16 protein-coding genes are annotated in these 14694 nt (G+C 70.8%); 8 read left to right on the top strand and 8 right to left on the bottom strand.

The features are described 5' to 3' along the window. Positions 1-15: 15 nt before the first annotated feature. Positions 16-1089, bottom strand: a complete 1074-nt coding sequence (moaA, locus tag NYF13_RS09455) for a GTP 3',8-cyclase MoaA (protein ID WP_315655678.1) — start codon at positions 1087-1089, stop codon at positions 16-18. Positions 1090-1256: 167 nt separating this feature from the next. On the opposite strand from moaA, the gene NYF13_RS09460 reads away from it, so the two are divergent. The 7 genes from NYF13_RS09460 to NYF13_RS09490 all read left to right on the top strand — a co-directional run bounded on the left by NYF13_RS09460 (position 1257) and on the right by NYF13_RS09490 (position 6557). Continuing rightward, a complete protein-coding gene (locus NYF13_RS09460) occupies positions 1257-1715 on the top strand; it encodes a MarR family winged helix-turn-helix transcriptional regulator (RefSeq protein WP_396287267.1) in 459 nt (152 codons plus the stop codon). Between the two features lie 33 nt (positions 1716-1748). Beyond that, positions 1749-2153, top strand: a complete 405-nt coding sequence (locus tag NYF13_RS09465) for a helix-turn-helix transcriptional regulator (RefSeq protein WP_315655680.1) — start codon at positions 1749-1751, stop codon at positions 2151-2153. Further along, entirely contained in the window at positions 2150-2953 is an 804-nt protein-coding gene (modA, locus tag NYF13_RS09470; protein WP_315655681.1) for a molybdate ABC transporter substrate-binding protein, read from the top strand. Before NYF13_RS09465 ends, modA begins: the two co-directional genes overlap by 4 nt. A 55-nt stretch (positions 2954-3008) precedes the next feature. Next, complete coding sequence (locus tag NYF13_RS09475; protein WP_315655683.1) at positions 3009-3776, top strand: ABC transporter permease; 768 nt, start codon at positions 3009-3011, stop codon at positions 3774-3776. Beyond that, positions 3773-4852: an ABC transporter ATP-binding protein gene (locus NYF13_RS09480; RefSeq protein ID WP_315655684.1), complete on the top strand. Its 1080-nt coding sequence runs from the start codon at positions 3773-3775 to the stop codon at positions 4850-4852. The genes NYF13_RS09475 and NYF13_RS09480 overlap by 4 nt, the downstream gene beginning before the upstream one ends. Positions 4853-4930: 78 nt before the next feature. Beyond that, the gene (locus NYF13_RS09485; RefSeq protein WP_315655685.1) at positions 4931-5725 is read left to right on the top strand and encodes an HAD-IIA family hydrolase; all 795 of its coding nucleotides are present in this window, start codon (positions 4931-4933) and stop codon (positions 5723-5725) included. Positions 5726-5762: 37 nt separating this feature from the next. Next, entirely contained in the window at positions 5763-6557 is a 795-nt protein-coding gene (locus tag NYF13_RS09490; RefSeq protein WP_315655686.1) for a metallophosphoesterase family protein, read from the top strand. A gap of 493 nt (positions 6558-7050) precedes the next feature. On the opposite strand, the gene NYF13_RS09495 is transcribed toward NYF13_RS09490, so the two are convergent. The 6 genes from NYF13_RS09495 to NYF13_RS09520 form a co-directional block, all read right to left on the bottom strand. Next, entirely contained in the window at positions 7051-7425 is a 375-nt protein-coding gene (locus tag NYF13_RS09495; protein ID WP_315655687.1) for a YccF domain-containing protein, read from the bottom strand. Then, entirely contained in the window at positions 7425-8180 is a 756-nt protein-coding gene (locus NYF13_RS09500) for a PhzF family phenazine biosynthesis protein (RefSeq protein WP_315655688.1), read from the bottom strand. The genes NYF13_RS09495 and NYF13_RS09500 overlap by 1 nt, the downstream gene beginning before the upstream one ends. Positions 8181-8364: 184 nt before the next feature. Next, positions 8365-9846: a hypothetical protein gene (locus NYF13_RS09505; protein ID WP_315655689.1), complete on the bottom strand. Its 1482-nt coding sequence runs from the start codon at positions 9844-9846 to the stop codon at positions 8365-8367. Positions 9847-9848: 2 nt separating this feature from the next. Beyond that, positions 9849-10331: a hypothetical protein gene (locus NYF13_RS09510; protein WP_315655691.1), complete on the bottom strand. Its 483-nt coding sequence runs from the start codon at positions 10329-10331 to the stop codon at positions 9849-9851. 106 nt (positions 10332-10437) lie between these two features. Then, a complete protein-coding gene (locus NYF13_RS09515) occupies positions 10438-10983 on the bottom strand; it encodes a hypothetical protein (RefSeq protein WP_315655692.1) in 546 nt (181 codons plus the stop codon). Between the two features lie 123 nt (positions 10984-11106). Continuing rightward, the gene (locus tag NYF13_RS09520) at positions 11107-11874 is read right to left on the bottom strand and encodes an ESX secretion-associated protein EspG (RefSeq protein ID WP_315655693.1); all 768 of its coding nucleotides are present in this window, start codon (positions 11872-11874) and stop codon (positions 11107-11109) included. Positions 11875-12008: 134 nt separating this feature from the next. On the opposite strand from NYF13_RS09520, the gene NYF13_RS09525 reads away from it, so the two are divergent. Beyond that, complete coding sequence (locus NYF13_RS09525) at positions 12009-13667, top strand: AMP-binding protein (protein ID WP_315655694.1); 1659 nt, start codon at positions 12009-12011, stop codon at positions 13665-13667. 47 nt (positions 13668-13714) lie between these two features. Here NYF13_RS09525 and NYF13_RS09530 read toward each other — a convergent pair whose 3' ends face one another. Further along, a complete protein-coding gene (locus NYF13_RS09530) occupies positions 13715-14686 on the bottom strand; it encodes a R2-like ligand-binding oxidase (protein ID WP_315655695.1) in 972 nt (323 codons plus the stop codon). Between the last annotated feature and the right edge of the window lie 8 nt (positions 14687-14694).

The following is a 14694-nucleotide window of genomic DNA, read 5'->3' on the forward strand; positions in this document are numbered from 1 at the left end:
GACTGGGGTGCCATCTCAGCCGCCGATCGCGCTCATCGGCCGGATCGGCTGCGCGAATCCGGCGTCGTTGATCTCATGGCCCGCCAGCTTGCCCCACATCGTCGCCCGCCAGGCGTCCGCCACCTCTTCGTCGCGCGCGCCCGCGCGCACGAGGGCCCGCAGGTCGGTCTCGTCGTTGGAGAACAGGCAGGAGCGGACGGCGCCGTCGGCGGTCAGCCGGGTGCGCTCGCAGGAAGCGCAGAACGGCCGCGTCACCGAAGCGATCACGCCGACGTCGCCGGGCCCGCCGTCGACCAGCCAGCGCTCGGCGGGGGCGCCGCCGCGGGCCACCGGGAACGGCGACAGCTCGAACTCCTCGCCCAGCACGGCGAGGATCTCCGCCGCGGTGATCATCTCGCCGCGGTTCCAGCCGTGCTGGGCGTCCAGCGGCATCTGCTCGATGAACCGCAGGTGGTAGCCCTCGGCCAGGCAGAAGCGCAGCAGCGGCCGGGCCTCGCCCTCGTTCAGCCCGCGCATCAGCACGGAGTTGACCTTCACCGGGTCCATCCCGGCGTCCCGGGCGGCGGCCAGCCCGGCCAGCACGTGCGGCAGCCGGTCGCGCCGGGTGATCCGCTCGAACCGGGCGCGGTCGACGGTGTCGAGCGAGACGTTGATCCGGTCCAGCCCGGCCGCGGCCAGCCCGGCCGCGCGCTTGGCGAGGCCGATCCCGTTGGTGGTCATGGAAATCCGCGGCCGGGGGCGGAGCGCCTTGACCCGGCCGACGATGTCTTCGAGGCCGGCCCGCAGCAGCGGTTCGCCACCGGTCAGCCGGATGTCGGTGACCCCGAGCAGTTCCACGGCGATCCGCATCAGCCGCACCAGCTCTTCGTCGGTGAGCACCTGCTCGCCCGGCATCCAGTCGAGTCCCTCGGCCGGCATGCAGTAGGTGCAGCGCAGGTTGCACCGGTCGGTCAGCGAAACCCGCAGATCGGTGGCCACCCGGCCGAAGGTGTCGATCAGCCCCGGGTGGTCCGGGCGGGGGGCGGAGGGCGCGTTCGACGGACCTCGTGTACCGGGGACGCGAGGAAACCCGAGATCTACTGCCGTCATTACCGTCCAGGGTAACCCCGGAAGCGGACGCGGACCCGGGGCGCGGCTGCGACGGAAGGGCACGACGGGCTCGCTAAAATCCCCGGCGCAGCGAGCCGCTCAGCGGCCGTACCCTCTCGGCTACGTCGGTGGAGGCCCTCGTGAGTACCGCGGAGAAGACCTACCCGGTGCCGGACGGGGAACTCGCCCGGTTCGCCCGGCTCGGCCGCGAGACGAGCACGATGACCGTGCTGCGCCACGCCCGGATCGCCGAGCGGATGGGACTGTCCGGAAGCGACCACAAGGCCCTGGACCTGGTCGGACAGTCCGGTGGACCCCTTACCGCAGGCCGGATCGCCGAGCTGACCGGACTGTCCACGGGCGCGGTGACCGGCGTCATAGACCGGCTCGAAGCGGCCGGTCTGGTGCGCCGGGTGCGGGATCGGGAGGACCGGCGCCGGGTGCTCGTGGAGGTCGTTCCCGGGGGCACGGACCGGTTCGCCGGGCTCTTCGAGTCGGCCTTCGACCAGATGAAGGGGATCCTGGAGCGGTTCTCCCCCGGCGAGCGAAAAGTTCTCGAGCGTTATCAGAACGCAATACTCGAGGAGTTGCGATACGAGATCCTCGACAATTCCCGTTTGACATAGCTTTTCCTCAACTGCGGAGATAATCTTCCGGCCATGCCGCAATTTCGGTTGTCCGAGGCCGCTCGGCTCCTCGGCGTCAGTGACGACACCGTCCGGCGCTGGGTCCGGGCCGGTCAGCTGACCGCGACCGACGACGCCGCCGGCCGGAAGGTCGTGGACGGTGCTCAGCTCGCCGGGTTCGCCCGCGCGCAGGCCGTCGGTCTCGAAGACCCCTCCTCGGTCGGGCGCTCCGCCCGCAACCGGTTCGTGGGGCTCGTCACAGAGGTCATCACCGACAAGGTCATGGCCCAGGTCGAGCTCCAGTGCGGCGCGCACCGCGTGGTGTCATTGATGAGTTCGGAAGCCGTCCGCGAGCTCGGGCTGCGCCCGGGCGTCCTCGCGGTCGCCGTTGTGAAGGCGACCACCGTCGTGGTGGAGACCCCGGAAGGAAACAGATGAAGAAGCTCGCCATCGCCGTGGCGGCGGTCGCGTTGTTCGCCGGCGCGTGCAGCTCGAACGACCAGGCCAGCACCGACCCCAACCCCGGCTCGGCCTCCGCGCCGGCCCCGGGGGGCAGCGGCGGGGGCACCCTCACGGTGTACGCGGCGGCGTCGCTGACCGAGTCGTTCAACGCGCTCGGCAAGCAGTTCGAAAGCGCCCACCCCGGGGTCACCGTGAAGTTCGACTTCGAGGGCTCGTCCGCGCTCGTGCAGAAGCTCGACAACGGCGCGAAGGCCGACGTGTTCGCCTCGGCCGACCAGACCAACATGGACAAGGCCGTGCAAGGCGGGGTGATCGACGGCCAGCCCACCGTGTTCGCCACGAACAAGCTGACCATCGCCGTCGGCCCGGGCAACCCCAAGGGCATCAAGACCTTCGCCGACCTGGCCAAGAGCGGGCTGACCGTGGTCGTCTGCGCACAGCAGGTGCCGTGCGGCTCGGCCACGGGGAAGGTGGAGAAGAACACCGGCGTCACGCTGAAGCCGGCCAGCGAGGAGCAGGACGTCAAGCAGGTGCTGGCCAAGGTGGCCTCGGGGGACGCCGACGCCGGCCTGGTCTACGTGACCGACGCCACCTCGGCCGCGGGCAAGGTCGACAAGGTGGACTTCTCGGACGCCTCCGGCGCGATCAACAAGTACCCGATCGCCGTGGTGAAGGGCGCCCCGCAGGCCGCGCTGGCCAAGCAGTTCTCCGATTTCGTGCTCGGCGCGCAGGGCAAGGCCGAGCTGGCCCAGATCGGGTTTGGCCCAGCCCAGTAGGGGACGGCGACGTGCGGCGGCCGGCTCGCGGCCGCCGCACTCGCGGATCCCCCTCGTGCTCTGGCTCCCCGCCGTCGTGGCGCTGGCGCTGGTCGTACTGCCCGTCATCGGGTTGCTGGTGCGCTCGGACGTCACCCGGTTCCCCGCGCTGCTGATCACCTCCTCTTCGCTGAACGCGCTGAAGCTCTCGCTGCTCACCGCGGCACTGTCCACAGTGGCCTGCGTGCTCCTCGGCGTGCCGCTGGCCGTGGTGCTGGCCCGCTCGCGCGTGCCCGGCGTCCGGCTGCTGCGCTCGATCGTGCTGCTGCCGCTGGTGCTGCCCCCGGTGGTCGGTGGTCTGGCCCTGCTGTACCTGCTGGGGCGCAAAGGTTTTCTCGGCATGGTGATCACCGCGCTGACCGGGCAGCAGGTGCCGTTCACCACCGCGGCCGTGGTCATCGCGCAGACCTTCGTGGCCATGCCGTTCCTGGTGGTCGGCCTGGAGGGCGCGCTGCGCGGCTCCGGCGACCGCTACGAGCAGGTGGCCTCGACCCTCGGCGCCCGTCCGTGGACGGTGTTCCGCCGCGTGACGCTGCCGCTGCTGCTGCCGGCGCTGGGCTCGGGCGTGGTGCTCAGCTTCGCGCGGGCGCTGGGGGAGTTCGGCGCGACGATCACCTTCGCCGGCAGCCTGGAGGGCGTCACGCGGACGCTGCCGCTGGAGGTCTACACCCAGGCCGAAGTGGACATCGACAGCGCCGTCGCGCTCGCGCTGCTGCTGATCGTGGTCGCGGTCCTGGTCATCGCGGTGGCCCGGCCGCGATCGTGGGAAGGCGGGCTCCGATGACGCTCTCGGCCCGGCTCGCGCTCTCCCGCGGATCGTTCGACCTCGACGTCGACTTCACCGTGCCCGAAGGCGGGGTGCTCGCCCTGCTCGGGCCGAACGGCTCGGGCAAGTCGACCGTGCTCGGCGGCCTGGCCGGGCTGGTGCCGGCGGGCACCGCCGAGATCGCGGTCGGCGGCCGGGTGCTGGCCGGCGACGGCGTCGACCTGCCGCCGCACGCCCGGGGCATCGGCCTGCTCTCGCAGGACGCGCTGCTGTTCCCGCACCTGTCCGCTTTGGACAATGTCGCTTTCGCGCCGCGTTCGGCCGGGGCCGGGCGCGCGCGGTCGCGGGAGATCGCGAAGCACTGGCTGGCCGAGGTGGACGCGGCGGAGTTCGCCTCCCGCCGTCCCGGGCGGCTCTCCGGCGGCCAGCAGCAGCGGGTGGCGATCGCGCGGGCACTGGCCTCCTCGCCTTCGCTGTTGCTGCTGGACGAGCCGTTCGCGGCGCTGGACATCGACGCCGCCCCGGCCATCCGCGGACTGCTGCGGCGGGTGCTGCGCACGGGACCGACCACGGTGCTGGTCACCCACGACCCGCTGGACGCGCTCGCGCTGGCCGACCACGTCGCGGTGCTGGCCGGCGGCCGGATCGTCGAGCGCGGCCCGGCCCGCGAGGTGCTGGCCGCGCCGCGCACGCCGTTCACCGCCCGGATCGCCGGGCTGAACCTGGTCGCCGGGCTGGCCGAGGAGGACGGCCTGCGAACGGCGTCCGGCCAGTTCGTCGCGGGCCTGCGCGCCGCGGACGCCGTGGTGGGCGAGCCGGCCGTGGCGGTGTTCGCCCCCGGCTCCGTGGCCGTGCTGCCGGCCGGTGAGCGGCACCGGGGGAGCCCGCGCAACTCCGCCGAGGCCGAGATCGCCGTGCTCGAACCGCACGGACCGGTCATCCGGGTCCGGGTCTCCGGCGCGGGCTGGGCCGAGGGCGTCTCGGCCGACCTGACCCCGGCCGCGGTCGCCGAGCTGGCGCTGGAGCCGGGGACTCCGGTGACGCTGTCGGTGAAGGCCGCGGCGGTGGCCGTGCACCCGGCCGCGACCCCGTGATCCCCCGGGTTTTCCCACCCGCTCGTGATACCGTGCGGCTGCTCTGACCTGCTGATCAAGAAACGAGGACGGGCGACGGTGACCGAAGGCCGCTGGACCTACCTGAGCGACATGGACGGCGTGCTGGTCCGCGAGGAGCACCTCGTCCCGGGGGCGGACGAGTTCCTCGCCGAGCTGCGGGACAACGGGATCAAGTTCCTGGTGCTGACCAACAACTCGATCTACACCCCGCGTGACCTGCGGGCGCGGCTCGAGCGCACCGGACTGGACATCCCGGAGGAGTCGATCTGGACCTCCGCGCTGGCTACCGCGAAGTTCCTGGACTCGCAGCGCCCGGGCGGCTCGGCCTTCGTGATCGGGGAGGCCGGCCTGACCACGGCGCTGCACGAGGTCGGCTACGTGCTGACCGACCGCGAGCCGGACTACGTGGTGCTGGGCGAGACCCGCACGTACAGCTTCAGCGCGATCACCCGCGCGATCCGGCTGATCGAGGGCGGCGCCAAGTTCATCGCCACCAACCCGGACGCCACCGGCCCGAGCGTGGACGGCTCGATGCCGGCCACCGGCTCCGTCGCGGCGCTGATCGAGAAGGCCACCGGGCGCTCGCCGTACTACGTCGGCAAGCCGAACCCGCTGATGATGCGCTCGGCGCTGCGGCGGCTGGGCGCGCACTCGGAGTCGACGCTGATGATCGGCGACCGGATGGACACCGACGTGCACTCGGGCATCGAGGCCGGGTTGCAGACCATCCTGGTGCTCACCGGGATCTCCACCCGGGAGTCGGCCGAGCGTTACCCGTACCGGCCGACCCGGGTGATCGACTCGGTGGCCGACCTGATCGGGCGAACCGCCGACCCCTTCGGTGAAGGCTGACCGGCAGCGGCCCGGGAACAGGGCATATCGTCGAGCGATGAGCGTGTATGTGGTGGGCGACGTCCACGGGCACCGTGAGGCCCTGGCCGACGCGCTCCGCGCCGAGGGCCTCGTCGACGACGAGGGCAACTGGGCCGGCGCGGAGGACCAGCTGTGGTTCCTGGGGGACTTCGTCGACCGCGGCCCGGACGGCGTCGGGGTCATCGACTTCGTCCGTGAGCTGCACGAACAGGCCCCGGAGGCGGGTGGCTCGGTGCAGATGCTGCTGGGCAACCACGAGATCCTGCTGCTGGGCATGTACCACTTCGGCGACCGCCAGGTGCCGTCCGACTTCGGCCCGCGCAGCTTCGCGCGCAGCTGGGAGATCAACGGCGGGCTGCTGTCCGACCAGGACCGGCTGACCCCGGAGCACATCGAGTGGTTGACCGCGCGTCCGCTGCTCACGCTCGCGGGCGATCACCTGCTGATGCACTCCGACACCCTCGAGTACCTCGACTGGGGCGAGGACATCGACTCGATCAACGCGACCGCGCACGCGATCCTGTCCGGCAGCGACATCGAAGCCTGGTGGGAGGTCTGGCGCCGGATGACCACGCGGTACGCCTTCCGCGGCCCGGCCGGCGAGGAGAACGCCCAGCGGTTGCTCGACGCCCTCGGCGGCGAGCGGATCGTGCACGGGCACAGCGTGATCGCCGACCAGCTGGGCATCCACCCGGCCCAGATCGAGCGCCCGTTCCTCTACGCCGGCGGCAAGGCCCTCGGCATCGACGGCGGCCTGTTCGTCGGCGGCCCCTGCCTGGTGGTCAAGCTGCCGTTCGAGCCGGAGGACTAGCGGCCGGGTGTCCGCCCCGGTGCGGATCGGTGCTGGGGCAGGTCCTTGGAGCCAAGGGGGCAGCGTGGCCAGATTGGTCGTGTCTCGGTAGGAGATAGCGGTCTTGTCGAAGCGGGTGGCGATGGCGCAGAGCTGGGTGAGGCGGTTGAAGCACCGTTCGATGATGGTGCGGCGTCGTTAGACGGCACGGTCGAAGGCCGGTCGGCGAGCGCCGGCGGCGTGCTGATGGCGCGGACGAAGCCGGAGTCGGCCGGGACTTCGCGGTCAAGTTCGTCGAGGGCCTCGGCGATCACCCGGACCCGCGTCATCAGGGCCGGACCCAGCGTTCCGGCAGGCCCCGCCGCAAACCCCGGTCTCGGCTTTCAACAGCATTCCGTCGATCATCTGCCGCCTGACACCGGCAGCAATGACCGGATCACCTGCCCCTGCCCAATGTCTACGCACCACAACCCGAGATCACAGCAGATCGACGCACCAGCTTCGAGGACACGCCCTAGGGCAGGTCCACGATCTCCTTGCCCAGCGGCATGAGCGAGACCGGGACGAGCTTGAAGTTCGCCAGCCCCAGCGGGATGCCGACGATGGTGACGCACAGCGCGATGCCGGTCAGGACGTGCCCGATGGCGAGCCACAGACCGGCGAAGACGAACCAGACGACGTTGCCGAGCAGTGAGCCGACCCCGGCGTCACGCCGGTCCACGACGGTTCGCCCGAACGGCCACAGCGCGTAGCTCGCGATCCGGAACGACGCGATCCCGAACGGGATGGTGACGATCAGGATGCAGCAGACGACGCCCGCGAGCACGTAGCCGATGGCCATCCAGAGGCCGCAGAGCACGAGCCAGATGATGTTCAGCAGCAGGCGCATCAGACGTGCAGCTCCCCGCTCACGATGGTGACGGCCTGGCCGCGCAGGAGCACGCGGTCGCCGTCGAGCTCGGTTTCGACGATCCCGCCCCGCGCGGAGACCTGCTCGCCGGTGAGCCGGGTCCGCCCGGTCCGTCCGGCCCAGTACGGCGCCAGCGTGCAGTGCGCGGACCCGGTCACGGGATCCTCGTCCACCCCGACGCCGGGTCCGAAGAAGCGGCTGACGAAGTCGGTGGCCTGGTTCGCGGCGGTGATCACCAGCCGGCCCTTCCCGAGCGCGCGCAGGGCTTCGAGGTCGGGCTGCGCCTGCCGGACCGCGTCGGCGCTTTCGAGCACGGCGAACAGGTTTTCGCGCCCTCGCCCGGTGAAGGTGACGGTGGTGCCGGGCAGGACCGGCCGGAGGTCGTCGTCGGTTTCGCAGGGCGGGTCGGCGGGGAAGTCCAGCTCGATCCAGCCGTCTTCGCGGGCCTCGCAGGCGAGCAGGCCACTGCGGGTGGCGTAACGCTGACGCCCGCCGAGCACGTGGGTGGTGGCGATGGTGGCGTGCCCGCAGAGGTCGACCTCCGCGGCGGGGGTGAACCACCGGAGCGGCTTGGGGTCTCGGGTGGTCACCACGAACGCGGTCTCGGAGTGCTTCATCTCGGCGGCCACGTCCTGCATCCACCGCGCGTCGGCGGGCTCGTCGAGGACCACGACCCCGGCTGGGTTACCGGCGAAGGGCCGGTCGGTGAAGGCGTCCACGAGGTGGAAGCGCACCGGGCGACGGCTCGGGCCGGGTACGGGGGAAGGCTGGTCTGGATCGGCACCGCTCATACCGGAGATCTTGCTGGACGGCTGCGGGCGGGCGCATCGGGGAAGGCCCCTGATTTCCGGGCCGGGGGTGCGGGCCGCGTTCGTCGACCCCAGCCGCCTTCACCCGCCGGCTGGGCCGGTCCGGATCTCAGCCGCCGATCACCGGTGGGGTGATCTTCTCGCCGTCCGGTCCGCGCTCGGGGCGGACCTCGAAGACCTCGTCGGGGTCGACCTGGGTCGGGATCTTGTTCTTGTGCTCCTTGTCCTCTTCCTTCTTCTTGCCGGCGCCGGTCCCCGCCGCCGCGGCCTCGCCCGCCTTACCGCCCTTGCCCGCGTTCGCGGCGGCCGTGGCCCCGCGTTCGAGCCGCTCGCCGGCGCCGCCCTTACCCGCGCCGGCGCCCTTGCCGGGCTCCTCGACCTCGCCGGGCTTGTACCCGCCACCGGAAACCCGGCTCCCGGCGAACCCGCCGCCGGACCGCCCGGTCCCGATCCCCGGCCGGCTGCGGGTGGTTTCCCCGCCGCCACCGCCGGCGCCACCGGCCGGCCCGCCCATCGCCAGCGCGTCCGGGCTGACCCGCCCGAACCCGCCGCCGCCACCGGGGCCGCGCAACCCACCGCCACTCCCGATCGGCCCGCCCACGGTGCCGGACCCGGTGCTGGCCCCGGCCCCGGGAGGCGCGTACGAGGACCCGGCTCCGGTGCCCACGCCGGGCACCCCGCTACCGGGTACTCCGCTGCCAGGCACTGCGCTGCCGGGCTGCCCACCAGCGGAGTTGTAGCTGCTACCCCCGGACACCCCGACCCCGGACCCGTGCGGGCCGACACCACCGCTGGGCTGGGCACTGCTGATGTGGGTGCTGCTGTCAGGCGCGTCGATCGGCGGCGGCGGCGCGAAGGCGGGCTGAGTGGTGGCTGTCCCGTGGTAGGTGTTGTCGAGCCCCTGCAGGACCTGAACCGCCTGAGCGTGGTCGGCCTGCGCCTGCTGCTGCTTCACGGCGAGCGCGTTCATCGTCTGCGCACCGGCGGCCGGATCACCCGTCGCGTACTGCACGGTCGCTTTTTCGATTTCCGCCTGCTGGTCGAAGCCGGAGGGCTTCGGCATGCTCTTCTGCGCGTGGTCCGCGGCCGCGGCCTGCTGGGAGTAACGGTTGGAGCTCAGCTGCGCGGCGCTGGCGGTTTGGGCGGTGTAGGTGGCGGTGCTCTGGAAGAAGCCGTGGGCCTGCGAAGCGCCCGCGCCTTGCCATTCCGCACCACTTGTAGTGGCCGCCTCTTTTGTCGTGTTGGAGAGGTCGGCGAGCCAGTTGCCCACCTTGTTGGAGACCCGACCCTTGGCGTCTATGTCGCGGGCGTCCAGATTGGTGTGAACCATGTCGTAGAGAGCTTGGTGGTCGTGGGCCGCGTAGTTCGAAGACGGGGCAGGTGCGTCGCCGCGGGTGGCCTGATCCTGCAGGAGCTGGTCGCCCTGGGCGACCGAGTACTGTGCGGCGGCCTGCTCGGTGCGCCCTTGGATTCCTTTGCTGACATCGGTTTTGTCTTCGTTACCGAAGTTCTTGAGACCTTCTTCTTGCTTGTGCTGGGTCTCTGCGTAGTAGTCGCCCTCGTACTGGCGGTGCTCTGCCGGTTCTGCCATGACTAGTGATCTCCGTGCAGCTTGGTCAGGGACTGCTGGTTCGCGTCTTCGGCGGAATCGTAGTTCTTGCGGGCGATCGCCAGGGCTTCTTTCACCTGCTCGAATCCGTTCTTCAGGAGTTCGAGGTTGGGAAGGAGGGCTTGATCGTCCCCGGTCGCGACCTTGACGTTGAAATTGGCAATATGTTTCGCGTAATCACTCGAACCCATTTGGGCGGCATTTGCCAGGGCTTGCAACTCTCGTCGAATGTTGCTGTAACCGTCGAGGAATTCGTCGCAGACTTTCTCGTATGCGCGAAATCCTGCTTCGTTGACGGCAAAGCTACCGTTTTCGGCCAGTTTCTTGAACTGCTGTGCGCCTTCGTTGAGTTTTTGGGCCCCAGCAGTGTCCAAGGGGTTGTCGAGCAGACTCGAAAGGTAGTCCTGGCCGGCGTCACCCGATGCGGCGACGGCCGGAGGGCCGCCGAACTCGGATCCTGTACTCATCGTGACGCACCTCGCCCCTTCTGCGCACACTGGGTGCTTGCGTCCCTACTCTAGAGCGACCCTGGCGGCCTGTCAGGGGGTTCCGGTCAAAAGGACGAACTGCCGGTCAGCGGTTCTTGGGCAGGAGGGGTTCAACGGCTTCGGCCGCGGTCCTGGTGAAGGTGCAGGCCTGATCGGTCGTTCCCGTGGACAGGCTGCCGGTCACGATCGCCCGGGACTTGGGCTTGACCTCCATGATCACCGAGCAACCCCCGTCAGTGCCGAGGATGCCGGGTTCGAGGATCGCGGCCCGGTCGTGCACCCGGCCGGTCTGGGTCTTGGACGGGTCGGTCAGGTTCTCGTTGATCGCCCGGCCATCCTGAAGCTGCAGCGTCAAGCCGCCGGTCTGGGGCTTGTCCGTGGCACAACTGTGTTCGGGATCGGCGGCGGTGGGAGCCGCGGCGGGGAAGCCCTGCCCGGTCAAAGCCCGATCGAGGGTCGCGCACGGATTCATGCCTGCCAACGGGTTGTCGCCGCCCGTCGCGGACGAGCTGCTCGGATCGGCCGAGATCGGAGCAGGCTGGCCGCCGAGTTGGTCGCTGCAGGCCGTCAGGACGCACAGGAGGGCGAGAGTGGGGATGATGGCCGAGAGGCCGCGAATCGGTCCGGTCACGGGGTCAACACTACGGGCAGACCCAGGTGCGGTCCTTCGCGTAGGGCCGCCGCCCGCTCTGCTTGGGGTCTGGAAGCCGCTCGGGGACTTGCGATTCGCCCCGAAACCGAATGCCGGCACCGCTCACCGCCACCCTTCCGCGATCCGGTCCAGCAGCCACCGCCGCAGGTGTGAGCCGTCCGAGGGCGTGAACCGCAGCCGGGTGTGGCCGTCCGGGAGGGTTTCCGTGAAAGTCAGGTACCGCCCTCCGTCCGTGTCGACGAAGGTCGTCGTGCCGGCGGGGCGGAGCCGGCCTTGGCCGTGGCGCAAGGACAGCTCCACCGTGCCGTGGCGGTGCAGGGGCCAGCGCGAGTACGGGGCCAGCGCATCGCGGTCGCGGCGCGTGGGGGTGTCATCGGTGAAGTCGCGGTCGGAGTTGTCCGGTGGCTCCGCAGGGCGGGCCGCGCCGTCGCCCTGGGTGATCGTCACCGGGGGCACGGGCAGGGAGGCGTACGGCGGGAACATGCTCAGCACCGTCTCCACCAGGCGCTCCGGGCGGACCTGCCGGAAGCGGATGCCGTCCGGCAGCGCCTCCGAGAACACGCCGAGGCCCTCGCCCGCGCAGGCTCGGTACAGCACCGTGCCGCCCGCCAGCTCGGCCGCGCGGACGATGACCAGCACCTCCGGGCGGGTCCAGGTCCGCAGCGTGGCCGCGACCTCGTGGTCCAGCTTGTCGGCGTCGGCCAGGCCGCGGGCGCGCATGGCGTCCCAAGCGGCGTCCGACAGGCGTTCGTGCTCGTCGAGGGTGTAGCCCGCGCTGCGGATCTCGAAGGGGTGCCACGAAGCGGGCAGCCCGGTGCGCCGCACCGCGACGTCGACCTCGGTCCAGCCCAGGGAGAACTCCTCCGGCACGGCACTGATCCCCTCGTGGACGACGAACCCGCAGACCGAGGGTAGCGGAACCGGGGCCCCTGCCCGCTGGTCGAGCGGACCGCGGCTTCCTAGACTCGGGCCGTCGACGAAGACCCGCCCCACCGGAGGCACCCATGCCCGATGCGCCCGCCCTGCCCAGCTACGCCTCCGGGACCTCCGACGTCCCGCTGCTGGGCGACACCATCGGCGACAACTTCGACCGCACCGTCGCCGCGTTCGGCGACCGCGACGCGCTCGTGGACCGCGCGGCCAGTCTGCGCTGGACCTACCGCGAGCTGGCCGAGGACGTCGACACCCTGGCCCACGGCCTGGTCGCCACCGGCATCACCAAGGGCGACCGCGTCGGCATCTGGTCGCCGAACCGCGCGGAGTGGACGCTGCTGCAGTACGCCACCGCCAAGATCGGCGCCGTCCTGGTCAACATCAACCCGGCCTACCGCTCGCACGAACTGGAGTACGTGCTCAAGCAGGCGGGCGTCCGGATGCTGGTCGCCGCCGAGCGGTTCAAGACCTCCGACTACGCCGGCATGGTCGCCGAGGTCCGCCCGAACTGCCCGGACCTGGAGCACGTCGTGCTGCTCGGCACCGACTCCTGGACCGCGCTGGTGGACGCCGGTCGCGGCGGCGACCCGGCGGTGCTGGCCGAGAAGCAAGCGGCGCTCTCGGCCGACGACCCGATCAACATCCAGTACACCTCCGGCACCACCGGCTTTCCCAAGGGCGCCACCCTGTCCCACCACAACATCCTCAACAACGGCTACTTCGTCGGCGAGCTGGTCGGCTACACCGAGCAGGACCGGGTCTGCATCCCGGTGCCCTTCTACCACTGCTTCGGCATGGTGATGGGCAACCTGGCCTGCACCAGCCACGGGGCGTGCATGGTGATCCCGGCGCCGGCGTTCGAGCCGAAGGCCACGCTCGAAGCGGTCGCCGCCGAGCGGTGCACCTCGCTCTACGGCGTGCCGACGATGTTCATCGCCGAGCTGAACGATCCCGGCTTCGCCGACCACGACCTGTCCACCTTGCGCACCGGGATCATGGCCGGGTCGCCCTGCCCGGTCGAGGTGATGAAGCAGGTGATCGACCGGATGGGCATGACCGAGGTGTCCATCTGCTACGGCATGACCGAGACCTCCCCGGTGTCCACGCAGACCCGGGTGGACGATTCGGTGGAGCGCCGCGTGTCCACCGTCGGCCGCGTCGGTCCGCACCTGGAGTCCAAAGTGGTCGATCCGGAGACCGGGCTGACCCTGCCCCGCGGCGAGCCCGGGGAGCTCTGCACCCGCGGCTACTCGGTCATGCTCGGGTACTGGGAGCAGCCGGACAAGACGGCCGAGGCCATCGACTCCGCACGCTGGATGCACACCGGCGACCTCGCCGTGATGGACGACGAGGGCTACCTCAACATCACCGGCCGCATCAAGGACATGGTCATCCGCGGCGGCGAGAACGTGTACCCGCGCGAGATCGAGGAATTCCTCTACACCCACCCGGACATCCTCGACGCGCAGGTGATCGGTGTCCCGGACCAGAAGTACGGCGAGGAGCTGATGGCCTGGATCCGCGTGCGGGAGGGCGCCGAGGCGCTCACCGGGGAGGCCGTGCGCGAGTTCTGCACCGGCAAGCTCGCGCGGTACAAGATCCCGCGTTACGTGCACGTCGTGGACGAGTTCCCGATGACGGTGACCGGCAAGGTGCGCAAGGTCGAGATGCGCGCGCAGTCGGTCACCCTGCTCGGCCTCGAAGCCGCCGCGGCGGCCAAGCACGCCTGAGCTGCGGTGGGAAGGCCCCGCTGGAGGACCGGGGCCTTCCCCCGCCGTCAGGAAGCGGCGGCCGCGGCGGCCTCCGCCAGCGCCTTCTCGTCCTCCTCGCCGAAGGTCTCCTCCAGGTGCTCCGGCGAGTAGTCCAGGTCGATCTGCCCGACGGGCGTGCCGCGGGCCGACTCGATGGCGCCCAGCCGCCGCTGCGCGCGGTCGGCGGCGTAGGTGATCAGCTCCTGCGGGTCGTCCTCGAACGGCGACTCCTCGAACTGGTCGGTCACCCACTGGATCATGCCCAGCGCGTGCGGCAGCAGCTCGCCCATGCGCTGCTGGACCGCGTCCCACAGGGAATCGTCCGCGGCCACGTGGCGGCGGCAGGTGAACGTGCCCCAGGCCATGTGCCGCCGTTCGTCGTCGCCGATCCGGCGGACCAGCTCCTGCATGCCGGGCAGGATCTGGTGCTGCGTGCAGATGAGCTGCCACGAGTAGTAGCCGGTGAGCGCCAGGCTGCCCTCGATCACGTGGTTGTAGGTGACACTCGCGCGGATCTGGTTGAGCGGGCTGGGATCGTCCTCGAGTGCGCGCAGCGACTGCGGCAGCTCCTCGTAGAACAGCTTGCGGTAGTGCGGGTTCTGCGCGACGTAGGGGTGCAGGTCGGAGTCCAGGCCCACGGCGTCCATCCAGCGCCGGAACACCTCGACGTGCTTGGCCTCCTCGAAGCAGAACTGCGTGAGGTACATCTCGTCGCCGAACCGGCCGGTGGAGGACATCGCCCGCATGAACGGCTGGATGTCCTCGGTGACGGCCTCCTCGCCCGCGATGAACTGCGCCACCAGGTAGGTGGTGGACCGGCGCTGCTGCTCGGTCAGGCTCTCCCAGCCCTCGCGCTCCCGGCTGAAGTCGAGGTCGGCCGGGTTCCAGAACTTCTTGTTGCCCTTGGCGAACAGGCGCAACGGGAACGAGTCCCAGTTGAGCCCGCCCTCGCGCAGCGAGGAGAACCCCGTGCGGAGCTCGGGCAGGGTGTCGGTCATCGCTGGCC

The sequence above is a fragment of the Amycolatopsis sp. PS_44_ISF1 genome (genome assembly GCF_032335455.1).
GTDB lineage: Bacteria > Actinomycetota > Actinomycetes > Mycobacteriales > Pseudonocardiaceae > Amycolatopsis.

Excerpts from the sequence above, each read along its gene's own strand:
- NYF13_RS09510 (WP_315655691.1), bottom strand. The coding sequence starts at position 10,331 with ATGAGTACAGGATCCGAGTTCGGCGGCCCTCCGGCCGTCGCCGCATCG.
- NYF13_RS09530 (WP_315655695.1), bottom strand. The coding sequence starts at position 14,686 with ATGACCGACACCCTGCCCGAGCTCCGCACGGGGTTCTCCTCGCTGCGC.
- NYF13_RS09505 (WP_315655689.1), bottom strand. The coding sequence starts at position 9,846 with ATGGCAGAACCGGCAGAGCACCGCCAGTACGAGGGCGACTACTACGCA.
- modA (WP_315655681.1), top strand. The coding sequence starts at position 2,150 with ATGAAGAAGCTCGCCATCGCCGTGGCGGCGGTCGCGTTGTTCGCCGGC.
- moaA (WP_315655678.1), bottom strand. The coding sequence starts at position 1,089 with ATGACGGCAGTAGATCTCGGGTTTCCTCGCGTCCCCGGTACACGAGGT.
- NYF13_RS09525 (WP_315655694.1), top strand. The coding sequence starts at position 12,009 with ATGCCCGATGCGCCCGCCCTGCCCAGCTACGCCTCCGGGACCTCCGAC.
- NYF13_RS09495 (WP_315655687.1), bottom strand. The coding sequence starts at position 7,425 with ATGCGCCTGCTGCTGAACATCATCTGGCTCGTGCTCTGCGGCCTCTGG.
- NYF13_RS09465 (WP_315655680.1), top strand. The coding sequence starts at position 1,749 with ATGCCGCAATTTCGGTTGTCCGAGGCCGCTCGGCTCCTCGGCGTCAGT.
- NYF13_RS09480 (WP_315655684.1), top strand. The coding sequence starts at position 3,773 with ATGACGCTCTCGGCCCGGCTCGCGCTCTCCCGCGGATCGTTCGACCTC.
- NYF13_RS09490 (WP_315655686.1), top strand. The coding sequence starts at position 5,763 with ATGAGCGTGTATGTGGTGGGCGACGTCCACGGGCACCGTGAGGCCCTG.